Raw genomic sequence first — 16,876 nt, 5'->3', positions numbered from 1 at the left:
AAGCGACTCCGCCCACTCTACGGCCGGGGCCGGATCAAGTGGGGCCCCGCCGGGCCAGGCCGGGAACCACCGGCCCGGCGGGGAAAACCGGGTTCACCGCAGGGAAACCACCTTGGTGGCGCCGAAGGTGTCCTTGAGCGGAACTTCCACCGTGCGCCGCCGCACCGTCACGCGAACGCTGTCCTGCAGCTGCGTCGGGTCGGAAACAGCGATGCTGTTCCGGCCGAGCGCTACCGAAGCCGGTCCTGAAACGGATACTTCGTCTACCGTACCCGCACTGTAGAAGTTTGCGAGCAGTGTGTTATCCCACAGCCGCAAAGCCTGGACAGCGGGCGTATTGGCCCGCACGCGCCACGCGAGCACCGACGCGACCGTCCCCACCACCGATGCGCCCGGCAGAACCGCGTACGCGTACTTCGCGTCCACCGGCTTCGCGCCGTGCTCGATCACCAGCTTCTGGTACCGCCGCGTGTTCGGTGTCGTGGTGCCCTTCGTGTTGGCACCGGTGTCGACGTCGCGCCACGCGCCGGTCCGGTCTTCGCGCAGGGCGGTGACCTCGGCGTTGTCGAGCAGGACATACCCGCCGACCTGGTCGAGGTGCAGCCAGCGCGGCCGGTGCAGCGTGCTCGAATCGCCGACCGCGCGCGCGTCGGCCAGCAGCGTGCCGCGTCCGTTCTCGCCGAGGTTGCGGTTTTCGATCGTCGTCCGGACCGCCTGCCCGGACGTGTCGGTGATCCCCGCGCCGAGGCAGACGACGCCCGCCGGAGTGAAGAACCACGACTTCTTCGCGGTCAGCGAACCGTCTTCGGAGACGAAATCCATCGCGTACGCGCCGTGCCGGGCGTCCCAGCGCACGCCGCCGACGTGCGCTTTCGTCGTCAACGGCGTCGCTGCCAGCGGCCCCGGCGGCCCGGCCTTCGCCGTCGTGCCAGGCAGCAGTGCCGGATCGACAGTCGGCCAATAGGCGTCCGAGTAGTGGCCTTTCGAGTTGGGAAGGAACAGATACAGCACCCCGTCGCCGACGTGCCAGCCGTGCAGGTTCATCCCGTTGATCGACTCGTAGCGAGAGATCCGCGTGGAGCCGACGCCGAGCGACGCGGACCAGCCCTCGGTCACGTGCACCATCCGGTCCTGCTGCCCGAAGATCCGGTGCGTCGCGACGATCGGTGCGGGCCGCACGCGTCCGGCGAGCATCTCCTGGGCGAACTCGATGCCCGGCGTCGCGACGAGGTCCGGGCCGGGCGCGAACCGTTCGGGATCGGGGATTTCCAGGAACGGCGCGTACGTGCCTTCCTTGATCCACTTGGCGGCGAGCCCGGAAAGCTCAGACTGCACGGGGCCGGTCGCCGACCGTGCGAGGACCAAAGTCGCGACGGTCAGCTGATGTCCGATGTCGTGCGCGGTTTCGCCCTGCCGCGACAGCATCCGCCCGCGCACCGGCTCCATCAGCGCGCCCGCGTACACGAACGGCGCGAACGTGTCGCCGACCAGCGCGTACACCTTCTGCTTCAGCTCGTCCGGCAGCGCGTAGTCGGTGCCTTCGGTGACGTGGATCGTCCCGGCGAGCGCAGTCAGCAGGACGATGCCGTAGTGGCCGGGGTACGGGATAGTGTCGTGCTGGATGAACGAGCCGTCGGCGTGGAAACCGTCGCCCGCCGCGCGGTCCAGCTTCGCCAGGACGCTGGCCGCTCCCCCGCCGGCGACGTCGGTGATCGCGTCGATGCCGGTGCGGATCCACGCGGTGTCGCCGATCAGCGCGCCGGAAACGATGGAGATGAGCGCCTTGTCCGCTCGGTTCGCGCCGGTTTCGACGATCTTCGGGTTGTTCGCGCGCAGATTCGGGTTCCCGACGAACCGCTTGACCGGGCTGACATACCGCGCCAGCTCGTCGGCGGTCAGCTGGTCGGCGACCGTGACGAGGGTGTGCAGCAGGTAGTACGGGACGCCGATCTCGTAGGTGTACCAGTTGCCGATCTCGCCGACCTGCGGGTTGTACTGGCTGGCGTAGATCAGTTCCAGCGCCTTCTTGATCCCGTCGAGCACCTTCGGATCGCCGGACAGCGTGCTGCCCGGCGTCCCCCAGTCGACGGCGATCGCGCGCAGCCGGGCGTACATCGACGTCGTGTAGTCGCTGCCGGGACCGAGCGGCAGGTCGGTCCACAGTGGACCGTTCCCGGACACCGACATGCTGTCGTAGTAAGACTTCGCGACCCGGCCGAGGTTCTTGAGCGCGGCCGTGCGTTCCGGTGACGGGCGGTTGATGCCCGTCTGCAGCTCGCGGTAGCCGGCCACGATCTTCTTCAGCGGATCCGCGGCAGGTGCGGCGAAGGCCGGGCGCGCAGTGGCGACGAGCGCGGCCGACGCGGCGGCGATGGCACCGCCACGCAGTGCGGTTCTGCGGTTCACGGGCATGACGGTGCCTCCCAGTGGGGTTGGTTGTGCGTGGCGATCCCGGCTGGAACCGGGGTCGCCGCGCACGAGGGGGTCTGCTCAGCGCGCTCCGTCGACACGGCGCGGCAGCTGCCACGGGTTCGCTTCCTGAAGGGCTTCCGGCAGCAGCGCGTCCGGGAAGCTCTGCCAGGCCACCGGGCGCAGGAAGCGTTCGATCGCGGCGGTGCCGACCGACGTCGTGGTCGGCGCGGTCGTCGCCGGGTACGGGCCGCCGTGCTGCTGGGCCCAGCTGACCGTGACGCCGGTCGGCCAGTCGTTCCACAGCAGCCGTCCGGCCAGGCGGGTCAGGGACGGCAGCAGCGGACGCACGAAATCGGCGTCGCCGTCCTCGCCCTGGACCGTCGCGGTGAGGCCGGGTTCGAGGCTGTCCAGCACATCGATCAGTTCGGCTTGGTCGGAGTAGGTGACGATCAGCGACGCCGGGCCGAAGTGCTCCTCGCGGACCGCCTCGCCGCCCGCCAGGAACTCCTTCGCCGTGGTGGCCAGGAGCGACGGGGTGAACGCGTCGCCGTCCTGCGCGCCTTCCACAACCGATTCGACGCCGGACACCGCACGCAGGTCCGCCAGCTTCTGCGCGAACCCGGCCGCGATGCGGTCGTTCAGCATTTCCTGCTGAGCCACCGCGCTGACCGCCTCGCGGAGAGAGTCGTCCAATCCGTGGCCCTCGGGCAGGAAGAGCAGGCCAGGCTTGGTGCAGAACTGTCCCGCGCCGAGGCTGAACGACCCGGCGTAGCCCTTCGCCACCGCTTCGCCGCGCGCGGCGACCGCACCCGGCGTGACGACGACCGGGTTGACGCTGCCCAGCTCGCCGTAGAACGGAATCGGCGTCGGCCGCGAGACCGCGATGTCGAACAGCGCGCGCCCGCCCGGCACGGAACCGGTGAACGCGGCGGCGGAAATCCGCGGGTCCTTGAGCGCCGTGACGCCCTGTTCGACGCCGTGGATCACCGCGAAGGCACCCTCCGGCGCACCGGCGGCGGTCAACGCCTGGGCGACGATCTCGCCGGTCCGCGTCGAGAGTTCTTCGTGGCCCGGGTGGGCTTTGAGCACCACCGGGCACCCCGCGGCCAGCGCCGAAGCGGTGTCGCCGCCCGCGACGCTGAACGCGAACGGGAAGTTGCTCGCGGCGAACACCAGCACCGGGCCGATCGGCACAAGCACCCGGCGCAGGTCCGGCCGGGCGCCCATCGGCCAGGCCGGGTCAGCGTGGTCGACGGTCGCGCCCAGGAATTCGCCGTCCCGCAGCACTTCGCCGAACAGCCGCAGCTGGAACGTGGTGCGCGCGAGCTCGCCCTTCAACCGCGGCGCGGCCGGCAGGCGGGTTTCCTGGTGCGCCAGCGGAATCAGCTCTTCGGCGGCAGCGTCGAGCGCGTCCGCGGCTGCGGCCAGCCACCGGGCCCGGTCGGCCGGGGTGCTCTCGGCGAACGGCCGGGCGGCAGCGGCCGCGGCGGCCAGCACGCTTTCCAGTTCCGGGGCGGAAGTTTCGCGGCTCAATGGATCTCCTCGTCAAACAGGTTCAGGACGTCAAGTGCGCTGCGGCTCGATTGGCCGGGACACGATCGCTGAACCGCCGGGCTTCGGCGGCCAACGCGGGTTCCCGTGCCGGGGCGGAAGCTTCACGGCTCAACGGACCTCCTCGTCAAACAGGTTCAGGACGTCAGGCGCGCTGCGGCTCGATCAGCCGGGGCACGACCGACGAACCGCCGGACTGCAGCGGCCACCACGGGTTCCCGCGCCGGAGCGAAAACTTTGCGGTTCAACGGACCTCCTCGTCAAACAGGTTCAGGACGTCAGGCGCGCTGCGGCTCGATCAGCCGGGGCACGACCGACGAACCGCCGGACTGCAGCGGCCACCACGGGTTCCCGCGCCGGGCCGGAGGCTTCGCGGCTCAACGGACCTCCTCGTCAAACAGATTCAGGCACCAGATGCGCGCCAGCCCAGCCAACCGAGACACGACCGACGAACCGCCGGACTGCAGCGGCCACCACGGGTTCCCGCGCCGGGCCGGAGGCTTCGCGGCTCAACGGACCTCCTCGTCAAACAGATTCAGGCACCAGATGCGCGCCAGCCCAGCCAACCGAGACACGACCGACGAACCGCCGGACTGCAGCGGCCACCACGGGTTCCCGCGCCGGAGCGGAAACTTTGCGGCTCAACGGACCTCCTCGTCAAACAGGTTCAGGACGGCGGGGCGGTGCACCACTCGGCCCGGTCAGCCGCAGCGCTCTCGGCGAACCGCCGGGCGGCTGCCGCGGCCAACTCGCGTTCCCGCTCTGGCGCGGAAGCTTCACGACTCAACGCATCTCCTCATCAAACAAACCGTCAAGACACCGAGTGCGCGGCACCAGTAGCGGCATGCAGATCCGGCCACCGCGCCGGACCGGCAAGACCCAAGTGGTACAGGTGCAATTCCGCAGCTCCCGCCTTAGCCAACTCGCCCACGTACGCCGCGATGTCCGGCACCGCACTAGCCGCGACCGCCGTGATGTAGCTGCCGATCGCGACTCGGTCCGGCAGCGCTCGCCGTGCGGCCGCGACCGCGTCGACGCTCGCTTGACCCGGTGCCCAGTTCTGCAGCACGACCGTCTCGGCGTCGTCGGCGGCCGTCGGGGTCAGGCCGGGCAGTGCGCCGGTGACCCACGGGTCGAGCGCGCCGTGCAGCACGATCCGCGTGCCCGGCTCCAACACCGCCAAGACCGCAGCGCGCAACGCATCGGTCGCTTGCTGCCGACCGGAAAGCAGCTTTTCCTTCAACTCACCCGCAAGTCTATCCTCGACCACCGACAAATCCGCCGTAGCGATCAGCCGCTGCACCTCGGCCCGCAGAGTCTCGCGGACGTCGGACGGGTCGAGACCGGTCCAGCCCTCCGCACAAGCATCGCAGCAGCAGATCGACAACAGCCGCGCGGTAGCCGGAGCCCACACGCCGTCGGTCTTCTCGTGCTGATGCTGGTGCACGCCGCCGAGCGGGCCGCACGCTTCCAGCAGCACCGACGAAAGCTTCAGTCCCGCAACGGATTCCGCAGTCAACGTCGCGGCGTACTCGCGTACCGCGGGCTGCGCGGGGCACAGCGCCCACGGGTACGTCTCGCCGAAGCAGTTGCGCACGGCGTACTGCGGAAACTCCGTGCCCAGCTGCGAGTTGTGCGTAAGCACGATCCACGCGGCAGCCGGGATTCCGGCGTCGTTGAGCCGCCGGACCGCGTCGCCGCCGCTGTCCTCGGACGAGACCCAGTCCGGCGCGGCGGGGACGAGATCCCGGCCCGACCAGGCTTCCGCGCGCACCGGGCGGTAGAGCGCGGCGGTGCGCGCGACCACCGAGGTGCGCTCGGCCGACCACGGCGTCGCGGCGCGCGCGCTGTGGTAGGCCAGGGCCACCGCGACCTCGTCCACGCCGAGGTCCTGCACCCGCTCGGCGAACGCGGTGTCGCCGAGCACGTCCCACGGATACGCGTATCCGGTCACCTTCACCGGGTCACCACCTCGCCGTGTTCGGCTCGAAACCGGGCGTGTACTTGCGCATGTACGTCACATCGTCCCGTTTGGTCAGTCCACATCGGACATAGTCCTCGTGCGCCCTGGCGAGCGCGTCCTGGTCCAGCGTGATCCCGAGCCCGGGCCGGTCCGGCACCGCGACCGCTCCGTCGACGAAATTCAGCACGCCCGGTTCGATCACGTCGGCAGTCTTCCACGGCCAGTGCGTGTCGCAGGCGTACGTCAGGTGCGGGGTCGCGGCCGCGACGTGCACCATCGCGGCGAGGCTGATCCCGAGGTGGCTGTTGGAGTGCATGGACAGCCCGACGCCGAAGCTCTCACAGGCCACCGACAGCGCCTGGGTGTCGCGCATGCCGCCCCAGAAGTGGTGGTCGGACAGCAAAACGCCGATCGCGCGCGCCCGGAACGCGGGCTCCAGGTCGCCGAAGTTCACCACACACATGTTGGTGGCCAACGGCATGCTCGCCTCGCGCGCAACACGCGCCATGCCTTCGATGCCCGGCGTCGGGTCTTCGAGGTACTCCAGCACTCCGTCGAGTTCGGCGGCCACGCGGATGCTCGTTTCGGGCGTCCACGCCGCGTTCGGGTCGATGCGCAGCGGATGCCCGGGGAACGCTTCGGCCAGCGCGCGAATGCCCTCGATCTCTTGCTCCGGAGCGAAAACCCCGCCCTTGAGCTTGATCGAGCGGAACCCGCACTCGTCGACCATCCGCTTCGCCGAGCCGACCAGCGCTTCCGGCGTCAGGATGTCGCCCCAGCTGTCCTCGTCCGCACCGATATGCGCGCCGTACTTGTAGAACAGGTACGCGGAAAAGTCGACGGCGTCGCGAGCCTTGCCGCCGAGCAGGTCGGCGACCGGACGGCCGAGGAACTGGCCTTGTGCGTCCAGGCAAGCGACCTCGAACAGCGAGTACACGCTGGCGATCGTCTTGCGGATGGAGAACCCGCCGATCAGGCCGTGCTCGTCGGTCAGCACGGTTCCGGCCAGCTCGCGCGCGACGATCCGCTTGAGGCCCGGCAGGTCGAAAATGTCGTGTCCGGCCAGTTCCGGCAGCACCTTGCGCACCTCGCCGAGGAACGCCGCGTCGCCGTAAGACTCGCCGAGGCCGACCACGCCGTCGTCGCACACCACCTGGACCACGCTGCGCAACGCGAACGGCTCGTGCACGCCCATCACGTTGAGCAGCGGTGCGTCCGCGAAGGCGACCGGGGTCAGCACTACGTCCCGGATCTTCATCAGAGGCCTTTCAGCACGGCGAAACCGTTCTCAACGACCTTGCCCAGCCGGTCGATCTGCTCCGGCGTCGGCTCGATCAGCGGCGGCCGGACGGTGCCGACCTTGTCGCCGCGCAGCCGGGCGGCGGCCTTGACCAGCGACACCGCGAAGCCGGGCGTCTCGTCGCGCAACGCCACCAGCGGCAGGTAGAACCCGGCGAGCAGCGCGTCCATCGTCGCGTCGTCGTTCTCCGCGAGCGCGCGGTGGAACCGGTGCGCGATTTCCGGCGCGAAGCAGTGCACCGCCGAGGAGTAGCGCGCGACGCCTGCCGCCGCGTACGCCTTCGCGGACACCTCAGCGGTCGGCAACCCGTTGAAGAACAAGAAGTCCGCGGACCGCTGCGTGCCGAGCGCGCGGATCGTGGTGACGATCCGGGTCATCGTTTCGACGTCGCCGTAGCCGTCCTTGATCCCGACCACCGACGGGATGTCCAGCAGCTTCGCCGCGGCCGGCGCGGTGAAGACGCCGGTGCTGCGGTGGTAGACGATCACCGGGACCGACGTGTCGCCGACCGCGTAGCGCACGTAGTCGACCAGCCCGTTCTGCGGCCCGGTGACCAGGTACGGAGGGAGCAGCAGCACCCCGTCGGCGTTCCCCGCCTGCGCCGCCGCGACGCCCGCGCGCGCACCGGCCGCACCGCCGCCGGCGCCGACCCACACCGGCACCCGCCCGTTCGCGACCTCGCGCGCCTTGGCCAGCAGCGCGGCGACCTCGTCGACCGACAGCGAGCTGAACTCCCCGGTGCCGCACGCGACGAACAGCGCGCCCGCACCGGCGGCGATGTGGCTCTCCACGTTCTCCGCGAACCCGTCGAGGTTGATCTCGAGGTCTTCGGTGAAGGGGGTCAGCGGGAACGCCAGCAAGCCGTCCAGCTCGATTTCGGTCTGTGCCATCAGTTTCTGCTCCAATGTTCACATTCTTGAATGGAGTCTGTTATCGTGACTATGTTCACCCACAAGAACGCTGTTCGGGACGCTAATATGGCCGGACTCACAAGTCAACGGCCCGGTTGGAGGACACGCATGGCGCAGAAGACGGACCCCGCCACCGCTCCCGCGGAGTCCGCGGGCGTGAAGTCGGCGCGGCGCGCCATCGACCTGATCGAGACGTTCGCCGCGAACGACGTGTGGCTGTCGCTGTCGGATCTCCATGCGCGCACCGGGTTCCCCCGCTCCAGTCTGCACGGTCTGCTGCGCACCCTGCTGGACGCGGGCTGGCTGGAGGCCGACGCGAACTCCGCGCGCTACCGGCTCGGCGTGCGCGCGCTGATCTGCGGCACCGCGTACCTCGACCGCGACGCGATCGTCCCCTACGCCACCGAAGCTTTGGAGCGCATCCGCGAGAAGACCGGCTTCACCGCGCATTTCGCGCGCCGCAACGGCACCGAGGTCGTCTACCTGGAGACGCGCGAGTCGCAGCACTCCACGCACCTCATCTCGCGCGTCGGCCGCACGCTGCCCACGCACGCGACCGCGCTGGGCAAGGCCCTGCTCGCCGAGCTGACCCACGAAGAGGTCGAGGCGCTCATGCCCGACGAGCTGGTCGCGCTCACCCCGAACACCATCACCACGCTCGACGCGCTGCACGCCGACCTCGCGCGCACCCGGGAACGCGGGTACGCCGCCGAGATCGAAGAAGGCACCCTCGGCGTGCGCTGTGTGGCCGCGGTGATCCCGTACCGCATCCCCGGCACCGACGCGATGAGCTGCTCGATGCCGCTGGGCAAGGTCACCGACGCCGATGTCGAACGCGTCGGCGAGTTGCTGGCCGAAACCACCGCCGAGCTCGGCCAGCAGCTGCGCCGCGCCGGAATCCGCTGACCGCCGCCACCGTGTCGCCCGTCCGCGGGCTTTCGTGAGAGGAACTCCATGCCAGACCAGCGTGTGCTGATCACCGGATCGGCCGGCGTCGTCGGCACCCTGATGCGGCCGCGGCTGCGCCGGGAAGGCCGGGTGCTGCGCCTGCTCGACCTCGCCGAGCAGCCTGCCGCCGAGGACGGCGAAGCGGTCGAGATCATGACCGGCTCGGTGACCGACCCCGAGGCGATGGCCGCCGCCTGCGCGGGCGCGGACGCGGTGATCCACCTGGGCGGGCTCAGCCGCGAGGCCTCGTGGGACGCCACCCTCGACGTCAACATCAACGGCACGCACACCGTCCTCGAAGCCGCCCGCGAAGCCGGGATCCGCCGCGTCGTGCTGGCGTCGAGCAACCACGCCGTCGGCTTCCGCCGGAACGCCGACGCGGGCGAGCGCGGGCTGCCCGCCGACTCCAGCACCCGGCCGGACACTTATTACGGCGTAAGCAAAGCCGCCATCGAAGCGCTGGGCAGCCTGTACGCGTCGCGCTTCGACATGGACGTGATCGTCATCCGCATCGGCTCGTGCTTCGAGACCCCGCTGCCGCTCGGCATCCGGGGGCTGACCAGCTGGTTGTCTCCGGACGACGGGGCGCGGCTGTTCGAGGCGTGCCTGAGCGCGCCGTCGCCGGGCTACCGGATGATCTGGGGCGTCTCGGACAACACCCGCCGCGTCTACTCGCTCGCCGAGGCCGAGGCGCTGGGCTACAAGTCGCACGACAACGCCGAGGTCTACGCCGAGCAGCTGGCGGACAAGCCCGCGCCGACCGGTGCCGCCGCCGAGTACGTCGGCGGGCCGTTCTGCACCGCGCCGCTGGGCGTGTTCAACCCGCTCTGAGAGGTACCCTCGCCCACGGGACCCTCGAGGAGGAGGACGCCGTGGGCGAGCTCGGGCCTGCCGACACGAACGGCATCCTTTCCCTGCCGTGGATCCGCCCGGAACGCACCAGCGCGGGTCTCGGCTGGGACCGGATCTACCTGTCCAAACAGCGCGAACGGCCGTATCGCGCGGAGTTCGGGCCCGCGCGCACGCACCAGCTGATCCTGCACCTCGCCGGTCCGGTCACGGTCCGCCGCGGCGTCGGGACGCCCGGCGAGCGCAGCAGGCGGATCCCGGCGGGCGGGCTCTTTCTCCAGCCGTCGCACCAGGAACTGTCGGTGGAACTCGGCGGCGAGCTCGACACGCTCCACGTCTACCTACCGGATTCGGCGGTGCAGGAGGCCGCTGGATCGGACGCTCCGATCCAGCTGGCCGACGAGCTCGGCAGCGTCGATCCCCTGCTCGAACAGCTCGTTCTCGCGCTCGACCAGGTCGTGCGCGAGTGGGAGCCCGGCGCTCGCGCGTACGCGGATCAGCTCAGCACGCTCGTCGCCGCGCAGCTCGCCCGCCAGCATCGAGCCGGCCGGAGCGCACCCGCGGCGGCGAGGCCGGTCGAGGCGCTGACCGATCGGCAGTTCGCCCAGGTGCGCGAGCTGATGGACGAACGCCTCGCGGAACCGCTCGGCCTCGACGAACTCGCCGCGGCGGCCGGGTTGAGCGTCAGCCGGTTCGCCCGGCGGTTCAAGGCACGCACCGGGCTGCCGCCGCACCGGTACCTGCTGCGACTGCGCGTGGAGCAGGCCGGATTGCTGCTGCGGACCGGCACCGAACCGATCGCGGACATCGCCGTGCGCTGCGGTTTCTCCCACCAGGAACACCTCACCCGGGTCCTGCGCGCCCAGCTGGGCACCACGCCCGCCGCGCTTCGCCGGGACGCCTGACGCGCGTTTCGTGCAGTCCGCTCAGCACGTCTGTGCAGGCGCGGTCTCTCCTCCGCCCGGATACTCGACGTACCCGCGTGGAAGGACCGTCGATGTTCACCTACACCGCCAACCCGGCCCGGGTCGTGTTCGGCAGCGGCACGCTCGCCGTCGTTCCCGACGAGGTGCAGCGGCTCGAGGCAGGCCGGGTGCTGCTGGTGGCCGGGAAGTCCGCCGCCGAGGCAGCCGACCGGACGGCCGGGGCGCTCGGCCCGCGGCTCGCCGCCCGCTTCGGCGAGCCCGCCATGCACACCCCGGTCGAGGTCACCGAACGCGCGCTCGAGCTGGTCACCGAGCACTCCGTGGACTGCGTCGTCGCGATCGGCGGCGGATCCGCGACCGGGCTGGCCAAAGCGCTCGCGCTCCGCACCGACATCCCGCAGATCATCGTTCCGACCACGTACGCCGGGTCGGAGATGACGCCGGTGGTCGGCCAGACCGAGAACGGCCGCAAGACCACCCAGTCGTCGCCGAAGGTGCTGCCCGAGGTGGTCGTGTACGACGTCGACCTCACTCTCGGCCTGCCCGTGCCGACCTCGCTGACCAGCGGCGTCAACGCGATGGCGCACGCGGTCGAGGCGCTCTACTCGGCGCAGGCGAACCCGATCGTCGACCAGTTCGCTTTGGAGGCGATCCGGTTGCTCGCCTCCGCGCTGCCGCGGATCGCCGCCGATCCGTCCGATGTGGACGCTCGGACAAACGCGCTGCGTGCCGCGTGGCTGGCCGGCTCCTGCCTCGGTTCGGTCGGGATGGGCCTGCACCACAAGCTGTGCCACACCCTCGGCGGCAGCTTCGGGCTGCCGCACGCGGAAACGCACACGATCGTCCTCCCGCACGCCATGGCGTACAACGCGCCGAACGCTCCAGAGGCGATGCGGCGGATCGCCGAAGCGCTCGGTGCGCCGGACGCGCCGACCGCGGTGTTCGATCTGATCGCCAGCCTGCCGGTACCGCATTCGCTGGCCGAAATCGGTCTTGCCGAAGGCGATCTCGCCAAGGCCGCCGAGCTGGCCACCGCAGCGCCGTATCCGAATCCGCGCGAACTCACCCGCGACGGCATCGAAGACCTGCTGCGGCGTGCGTGGTCCGGCACCCGGCCGACCCCCGCTGAAGGCACGCCGCCGGATCTGCGCGGGCTCACGCAGGAGGTCGTGGACAGTTTCGCCAACACACCGGACGCTCGGTTGCGCGAACTGCTGTCCGAGCTGGTCCGCACCCTGCATTCGTACGTCGTGCGCACCGATCTCACTCAGGAGGAGTGGGAGTACGCGATCGGCTTCCTCACCCGCACCGGGCAGATCAGCTCGGACACGCGGCAGGAGTTCATCCTGCTGTCGGACACCCTCGGCGTTTCGAGCGTGGTCGACGTGCTCACGAACTCGCGCACGCCGGACACCACGCCGTCGGCCGTGCTGGGCCCGTTCTACGTCGAAGGCCCGCCGGAAACCGAGCAGGGCGCGGATCTCGCCGAAGGACTTCCGGGCACTCCACTGTGGACGGATGTCCAGGTGACCGAACCGGACGGGACTCCGGTGCCGGACGCGGTCGTGGACGTCTGGCAGTCCAATGAGGACGGTTTCTACGACGTCCAGCTGCCCGATCTGGACGGCCCGGTGCTGCGCGCCCGGTTCCGCACCGACGCCGAGGGCAGGCTGCAGTTCTGGACGATCGTGCCGTCGGCGTACCCGATCCCGGACGACGGCCCGGTCGGCGGCATGCTGGCCGCGACCGAACGGCATCCCTACCGCGCGCCGCACGTGCACTTCATGATCGCCAAACCGGGCTACCGCACGCTGGTGACCCAGCTGTTCGTCCGCGGCGGCGACTACCTCGATTCGGACACCGTGTTCGGCGTGAAGGACGGCCTGATCGTCGACTTCGCCGAGCAGACCGGCCCCGCGCCGGACGGGCGCGAACCCTGGCGCCGCCTCGATTTCACCTTCCGCATCTCCCCGGGAACCCACCATGACCAGCTATGACACCGATGTCCTCGTGGTCGGCAGCGGCCCGGCAGGCGGTTCGGCCGCGCTGCTGCTCGCGACCTACGGCGTGCGCACCGTGCTCGCGACCAAGTACGGCTGGATGGCGCACACGCCCCGCGCGCACATCACCAACCAGCGGACCATGGAAGTCCTGCGCGACCTCGGCATCGAAGACCAGGCGCTCGCGCAAGGCACTCCCCCTGAGCTGATGGGCGACACCGTGCTGTGCACGTCGCTCGTCGGCGAGGAAATCGGCCGGATCGCGAGCTGGGGCACCGCCGATCGCTCGGCCGCCGAGTACGCGTCGGCGAGCCCGTGCCACATGATCGACCTGCCGCAGACCTACCTGGAACCGATCCTGGCCGCGAACGCCGCCGCTCGCGGGGCGAAACTGCGCCTGGACACGGAATTCCTCGACTTCGCCCAAGACGCCGACGGGGTGACCGCGCGGCTGCGGGACCGGGTCCGCGGCGACGAGTTCACCCTCCGCGCCCGCTATCTGATCGGCGCGGACGGCGCCCGCAGCCGCGTCGCCGAGCAGGCCGGGCTGCCGATCGACGGCCAGTCCGGCAAGGCCGGCAGCATGAACATCACCTTCACCGCCGATCTTTCCGAGCACGTCGCGCACCGGCCGAGCGTGCTGTACTGGGTGATGCGGCCCGGCGCGCACCTGGGCGGCATCGGGATGGGTCTGGTGCGGATGGTCCGGCCGTGGAACGAATGGCTGCTGACCTGGGGTTACGACATCGCCCAGCCGCCGCCCGACGTGACCGCCGAGGAAGCGGCCCGGATCGTCCGCGACCTCGTCGGGGATCCCGGTCTGCCGGTGGAGATCACCTCGACTTCACTGTGGACGGTCAACCACAGCTACGCCACGCAGTACTCGTCCGGCCGCGTTTTCTGCGCGGGCGACGCGGTGCACCGGCATCCGCCGTCGAACGGGCTCGGGTCCAACACCTCGGTGCAGGACGCGTACAACCTGGCGTGGAAACTCGCGATGGTCGTCCGCGGCGAGGCGGGCGAAGGGCTTCTCGACAGCTACAGCGCCGAGCGCGCCCCGGTCGGCAAGCAGATCGTGGACCGGGCGAACCTCAGCCGCGACCAGTTCGGGCCGATCTTCGCCGCGCTCGGCATCGACGGCGACTCCGATGCGGACGCCATCACCGCCAGTCTCGCCGCCTGCACCGCCCCGACCGAGGACGGAGCGTTGCGGCGCAAGCAACTGCAGGCGGCGATCGAGCTGAAGAACTACGAGTTCAACGCGCACGGCGTGGAAATGGACCAGCGGTACGACTCGGCCGCGGTGCTTCCGGACGGCGTCGAGCCCGCTGCGGACCGGGATCCCGAGCTGTACCACCGTCCGACGACCACGCCGGGAGCGAAACTGCCGCACGTCTGGCTCGTCGGCCCGGACGGCCGCCGAGTGTCCACACTGGACCTTGTCGGCCGCGGCCGGTGGACTGTCCTCACCGGACTCACCGGCGGCGTCTGGCGGGACGCCGCCGCGAAAGCCAGTGCGGACCTCGGGCTGGACCTCCGGGTGGTGACCATCGGTTCGCCCGAGGCCCGCGATTCCTACGGCGACTGGGCGCGGATCAGCGGGATCGAGGAAGACGGCTGTCTCCTGATCCGGCCGGACGGCTACGTCGCCTGGCGGCACGCGGCCGCCGGAACCGGCCTGCCGGAAGCACTTCGCAAGCTCCTGGACCGTTAGCTCACGGCATCCCCCACGGATCGCTCGCCCCGCCTGGCGCGACCGGCTGGACCGTGAAGTCCGGCCGGTCGCCGCGGCGGCAGACATACGCGTCCTGACCCCGTCCGAGATCGACCTGCACGTCTCCGTTCGCCAACCGCCGCCAGCGCCGCGGACGGCCGTGCGCGTCCGTCACCGTCAACTCGCCGTCGATGCCCGGGCGCAGGACACACGGCGCGCCGGCTTCGCTGTGCACCTTCAGCCAGCGCGTTTTCCCGCCGGAACGGGAAGCGCTGAGCAGGAACGCGCCTTCGGTCCGGAAGTCGCGCAGCGCGATGTCGCCCCACGCCTCCGGCACTGCCGGGAACAGCCGGATGACGCCGCCCCAGCTCTGCACCAGCATGTCCTGCATGGATTTCGCCGCGGACAACGGCGTTTCGATGACCGGGCCGGATTCTTTGTACATCGTGTTCGGCTGGATATACCGCTTTTGCAGTTCGCCGAGGTAGTACGCGGCCTTCTCGCCGCGCAGCATCTGCGCGGAAATCGACGCGGCCCCGGTGAACGTGTAGCCCTGCAACGCACCCTCGAAGCCGACCCAATGGTTGAGCGAAGTTTCGATGATCTTGCGATGCTCCGGCTGTTCCCAGGTGATCTCGTAAAGCGGATAGATCTGCAGCAAATGCGAGTAATGCCGGTGCGATTTCGCGAACGGGACGCCCGCGCCGATCATGTAGCCGTTCTCGTCGGCCGGGTAATCGGTGAGCGTGGCGAGCACCTGCTGCCACTTCCCCGCCAGCGGGTCGGCGATGCGCAGCTCGCGGGCTGTGTCCAGCAGCGTCTTGCAACCCCAGCGGATCAGGGCGAGGTCGTAATTCGTGTCCGGCGCGTTCACGCCGTACTCCGGGGAGAAGGTCGCCGGGAGATGCAGCCGGCCGTCCGCGCCGGGGGCGAGGAAGTGCAGGTAGTAGTTGATCGCCTTGCGCAGCAACGGGAACAGCGTGTCGCGCAGCAGCTGGCGGTCCATCGTGTGCCGATAGGACAGCCAGACGTTGTGCAGCGCCCAGGTAAGGTTGCCGACCTCGGGTGTCGGGGTGTCCTTGCCGGGGATGCCGACCGGGTAGCCGATGGTGGAATCGGCGAGGCCGTTGAGCAGCGTCATGTCCGTGGTGCGCGGGATGCCCGCGGAATCGGCCTGATACGGCTGCGCGACCTGGCTGGTGAGCCGGTCGCGGTACTTGCCGAGCGCGTAGCTGACCGCGTCGAGTTCGAGGTGATTGGAACCCTGGATCAGCCAGTATTCCAGCTGCACGTTGAGGTTCCACCACGTCGCGGGCCACGGCGTGTTTTCCAGCCACGGCCCGGAAGTCGCCATCACCGGCGCTTCCCGGCGCGCGGCCGACGCGACTTTGTACAGCTGGATCCAGTAGAAACTCTGCAGCCGAGTGTCCGGAATGGACAGGAAGCTGCGCCGGTAGTAGTCGTGCCACCAGCGACGGTGATCCCAGGTCAGCACGTCCAGCGCGCTCGCGCGCCGCACCGTGTGCAACGCGCGGGCCGCCGAGGTCTTCTCCGGATGCGACCACGCGACCGACGTGTACAGTGTCCGCGCACTGCCCCGGGTGACCTCGCGCCAGGCCGTCACGTGCTCGCCGCCCGCGAGCAGCGGCTGGATCGCGAGGTGCGCGTCGCCAGCCTGCTGCAGCTGGACCGGCGGATTCTCCAGATATCCGTCCGGCGGCGGCTTCTTCCACACCGGATCAGCGCGCGGACTGATCGCCTTCGCCGGATGGAACACCCACTGGAAACCGCGTTCTCCCTCGGACGGCCGCACCTCCACCGCGAGCAGCGACTGTCCGGTGTGGACGATCGCACGCAGCTCCAGGCTGCCCGCCGCGGTGGTGATCGTGCCGGTCAGTTCGGCGTTCCAGACGTCGAGCCGCCAGTCGAGCCCGGTGATCGCGCCGACCGGTTCGAGCGTGAAATACCCGATCGGCAGCCGTGCCAGGCCGAACAGCGACCCGAACTGCGGCCGGTGGTCCTGCACCTGGCTGTGCTGGACGTTGAAGCGGACCGCGTTGCGCCCGGGTTCGGCGTAGATGCCGGAGCCGAGGAAACCGTTGCCCAGGAACGGTCCCTCGTACCAGGTCTTCGGCATCCGCCGCCAGCGCAGGTCCGCGGTCGCCAGGAAATCCGCCCAGTCGACGCCGTCGCGGCCCAGTTCCGCCGCACTGGCCTGCGGCAGCCCGACCGCTCCGGCGGCGATCCCGGCGAGCGCTCCGCCGAGCACTGTCCGGCGCGAGATGTCCATGTCCGCCAGCCT

11 protein-coding genes are annotated in these 16,876 nt (G+C 70.1%); 5 read left to right on the top strand and 6 right to left on the bottom strand.

Annotation, left to right across the window (positions count from 1 at the left end):
* Nucleotides 1-93 precede the first annotated feature (93 nt).
* From EIZ44_RS23785 to EIZ44_RS23765, 5 genes are all read right to left on the bottom strand, one after another.
* The gene (locus EIZ44_RS23785) at nt 94-2,412 is read right to left on the bottom strand and encodes a polysaccharide lyase 8 family protein (protein ID WP_134731276.1); all 2,319 of its coding nucleotides are present in this window, start codon (nt 2,410-2,412) and stop codon (nt 94-96) included.
* 78 nt (nt 2,413-2,490) lie between these two features.
* Complete coding sequence (locus tag EIZ44_RS23780; RefSeq protein ID WP_134731274.1) at nt 2,491-3,945, bottom strand: aldehyde dehydrogenase (NADP(+)); 1,455 nt, start codon at nt 3,943-3,945, stop codon at nt 2,491-2,493.
* A gap of 829 nt (nt 3,946-4,774) precedes the next feature.
* Entirely contained in the window at nt 4,775-5,923 is a 1,149-nt protein-coding gene (locus tag EIZ44_RS23775) for a cupin domain-containing protein (RefSeq protein ID WP_134731272.1), read from the bottom strand.
* Nucleotides 5,924-5,927: 4 nt separating this feature from the next.
* Nucleotides 5,928-7,184 (bottom strand): glucarate dehydratase family protein, encoded by a 1,257-nt coding sequence (locus EIZ44_RS23770; RefSeq protein WP_134731270.1) that lies wholly within the window; start codon nt 7,182-7,184, stop codon nt 5,928-5,930.
* A complete protein-coding gene (locus EIZ44_RS23765) occupies nt 7,184-8,116 on the bottom strand; it encodes a 5-dehydro-4-deoxyglucarate dehydratase (RefSeq protein ID WP_134731268.1) in 933 nt (310 codons plus the stop codon). Before EIZ44_RS23765 ends, EIZ44_RS23770 begins: the two co-directional genes overlap by 1 nt.
* Nucleotides 8,117-8,245: 129 nt before the next feature.
* Here EIZ44_RS23765 and EIZ44_RS23760 point away from each other — a divergent pair, with 129 nt between their 5' ends.
* From EIZ44_RS23760 to EIZ44_RS23740, 5 genes are all read left to right on the top strand, one after another.
* Nucleotides 8,246-9,043 carry an IclR family transcriptional regulator gene (locus tag EIZ44_RS23760; protein ID WP_037815491.1) on the top strand — a complete coding sequence of 266 codons (798 nt, stop codon included), beginning with the start codon at nt 8,246-8,248 and terminating at the stop codon, nt 9,041-9,043.
* Between the two features lie 48 nt (nt 9,044-9,091).
* Nucleotides 9,092-9,916, top strand: a complete 825-nt coding sequence (locus EIZ44_RS23755) for an NAD-dependent epimerase/dehydratase family protein (RefSeq protein WP_134731266.1) — start codon at nt 9,092-9,094, stop codon at nt 9,914-9,916.
* 41 nt (nt 9,917-9,957) lie between these two features.
* On the top strand, nt 9,958-10,839 hold the full coding sequence (locus EIZ44_RS23750) for a helix-turn-helix domain-containing protein (protein WP_134731264.1): 882 nt from the start codon (nt 9,958-9,960) through the stop codon (nt 10,837-10,839).
* Between the two features lie 92 nt (nt 10,840-10,931).
* Nucleotides 10,932-12,857, top strand: coding sequence for a maleylacetate reductase and hydroxyquinol 1,2-dioxygenase domain-containing protein (locus EIZ44_RS23745; protein WP_134731262.1), 1,926 nt, complete (start codon nt 10,932-10,934; stop codon nt 12,855-12,857).
* On the top strand, nt 12,844-14,574 hold the full coding sequence (locus EIZ44_RS23740; protein ID WP_134731260.1) for an FAD-dependent oxidoreductase: 1,731 nt from the start codon (nt 12,844-12,846) through the stop codon (nt 14,572-14,574). The genes EIZ44_RS23745 and EIZ44_RS23740 overlap by 14 nt, the downstream gene beginning before the upstream one ends.
* Before the next feature lies 1 nt (nt 14,575).
* Here EIZ44_RS23740 and EIZ44_RS23735 read toward each other — a convergent pair whose 3' ends face one another.
* Nucleotides 14,576-16,864, bottom strand: a complete 2,289-nt coding sequence (locus EIZ44_RS23735) for a glycosyl hydrolase family 95 catalytic domain-containing protein (RefSeq protein WP_037815483.1) — start codon at nt 16,862-16,864, stop codon at nt 14,576-14,578.
* Between the last annotated feature and the right edge of the window lie 12 nt (nt 16,865-16,876).

This window comes from Amycolatopsis nivea, assembly GCF_004522235.1.
Classification (GTDB): domain Bacteria; phylum Actinomycetota; class Actinomycetes; order Mycobacteriales; family Pseudonocardiaceae; genus Amycolatopsis; species Amycolatopsis nivea.
This window is presented reverse-complemented; position numbering and strand designations above follow the sequence as displayed.

Bases quoted from the DNA above. Each gene is read 5' to 3' on its own strand.
- EIZ44_RS23760 (WP_037815491.1), top strand. From the start codon at position 8,246: ATGGCGCAGAAGACGGACCCCGCCACCGCTCCCGCGGAGTCCGCGGGC.
- EIZ44_RS23785 (WP_134731276.1), bottom strand. From the start codon at position 2,412: ATGCCCGTGAACCGCAGAACCGCACTGCGTGGCGGTGCCATCGCCGCC.
- EIZ44_RS23755 (WP_134731266.1), top strand. From the start codon at position 9,092: ATGCCAGACCAGCGTGTGCTGATCACCGGATCGGCCGGCGTCGTCGGC.
- EIZ44_RS23770 (WP_134731270.1), bottom strand. From the start codon at position 7,184: ATGAAGATCCGGGACGTAGTGCTGACCCCGGTCGCCTTCGCGGACGCA.
- EIZ44_RS23735 (WP_037815483.1), bottom strand. From the start codon at position 16,864: ATGGACATCTCGCGCCGGACAGTGCTCGGCGGAGCGCTCGCCGGGATC.
- EIZ44_RS23765 (WP_134731268.1), bottom strand. From the start codon at position 8,116: ATGGCACAGACCGAAATCGAGCTGGACGGCTTGCTGGCGTTCCCGCTG.
- EIZ44_RS23740 (WP_134731260.1), top strand. From the start codon at position 12,844: ATGACCAGCTATGACACCGATGTCCTCGTGGTCGGCAGCGGCCCGGCA.
- EIZ44_RS23745 (WP_134731262.1), top strand. From the start codon at position 10,932: ATGTTCACCTACACCGCCAACCCGGCCCGGGTCGTGTTCGGCAGCGGC.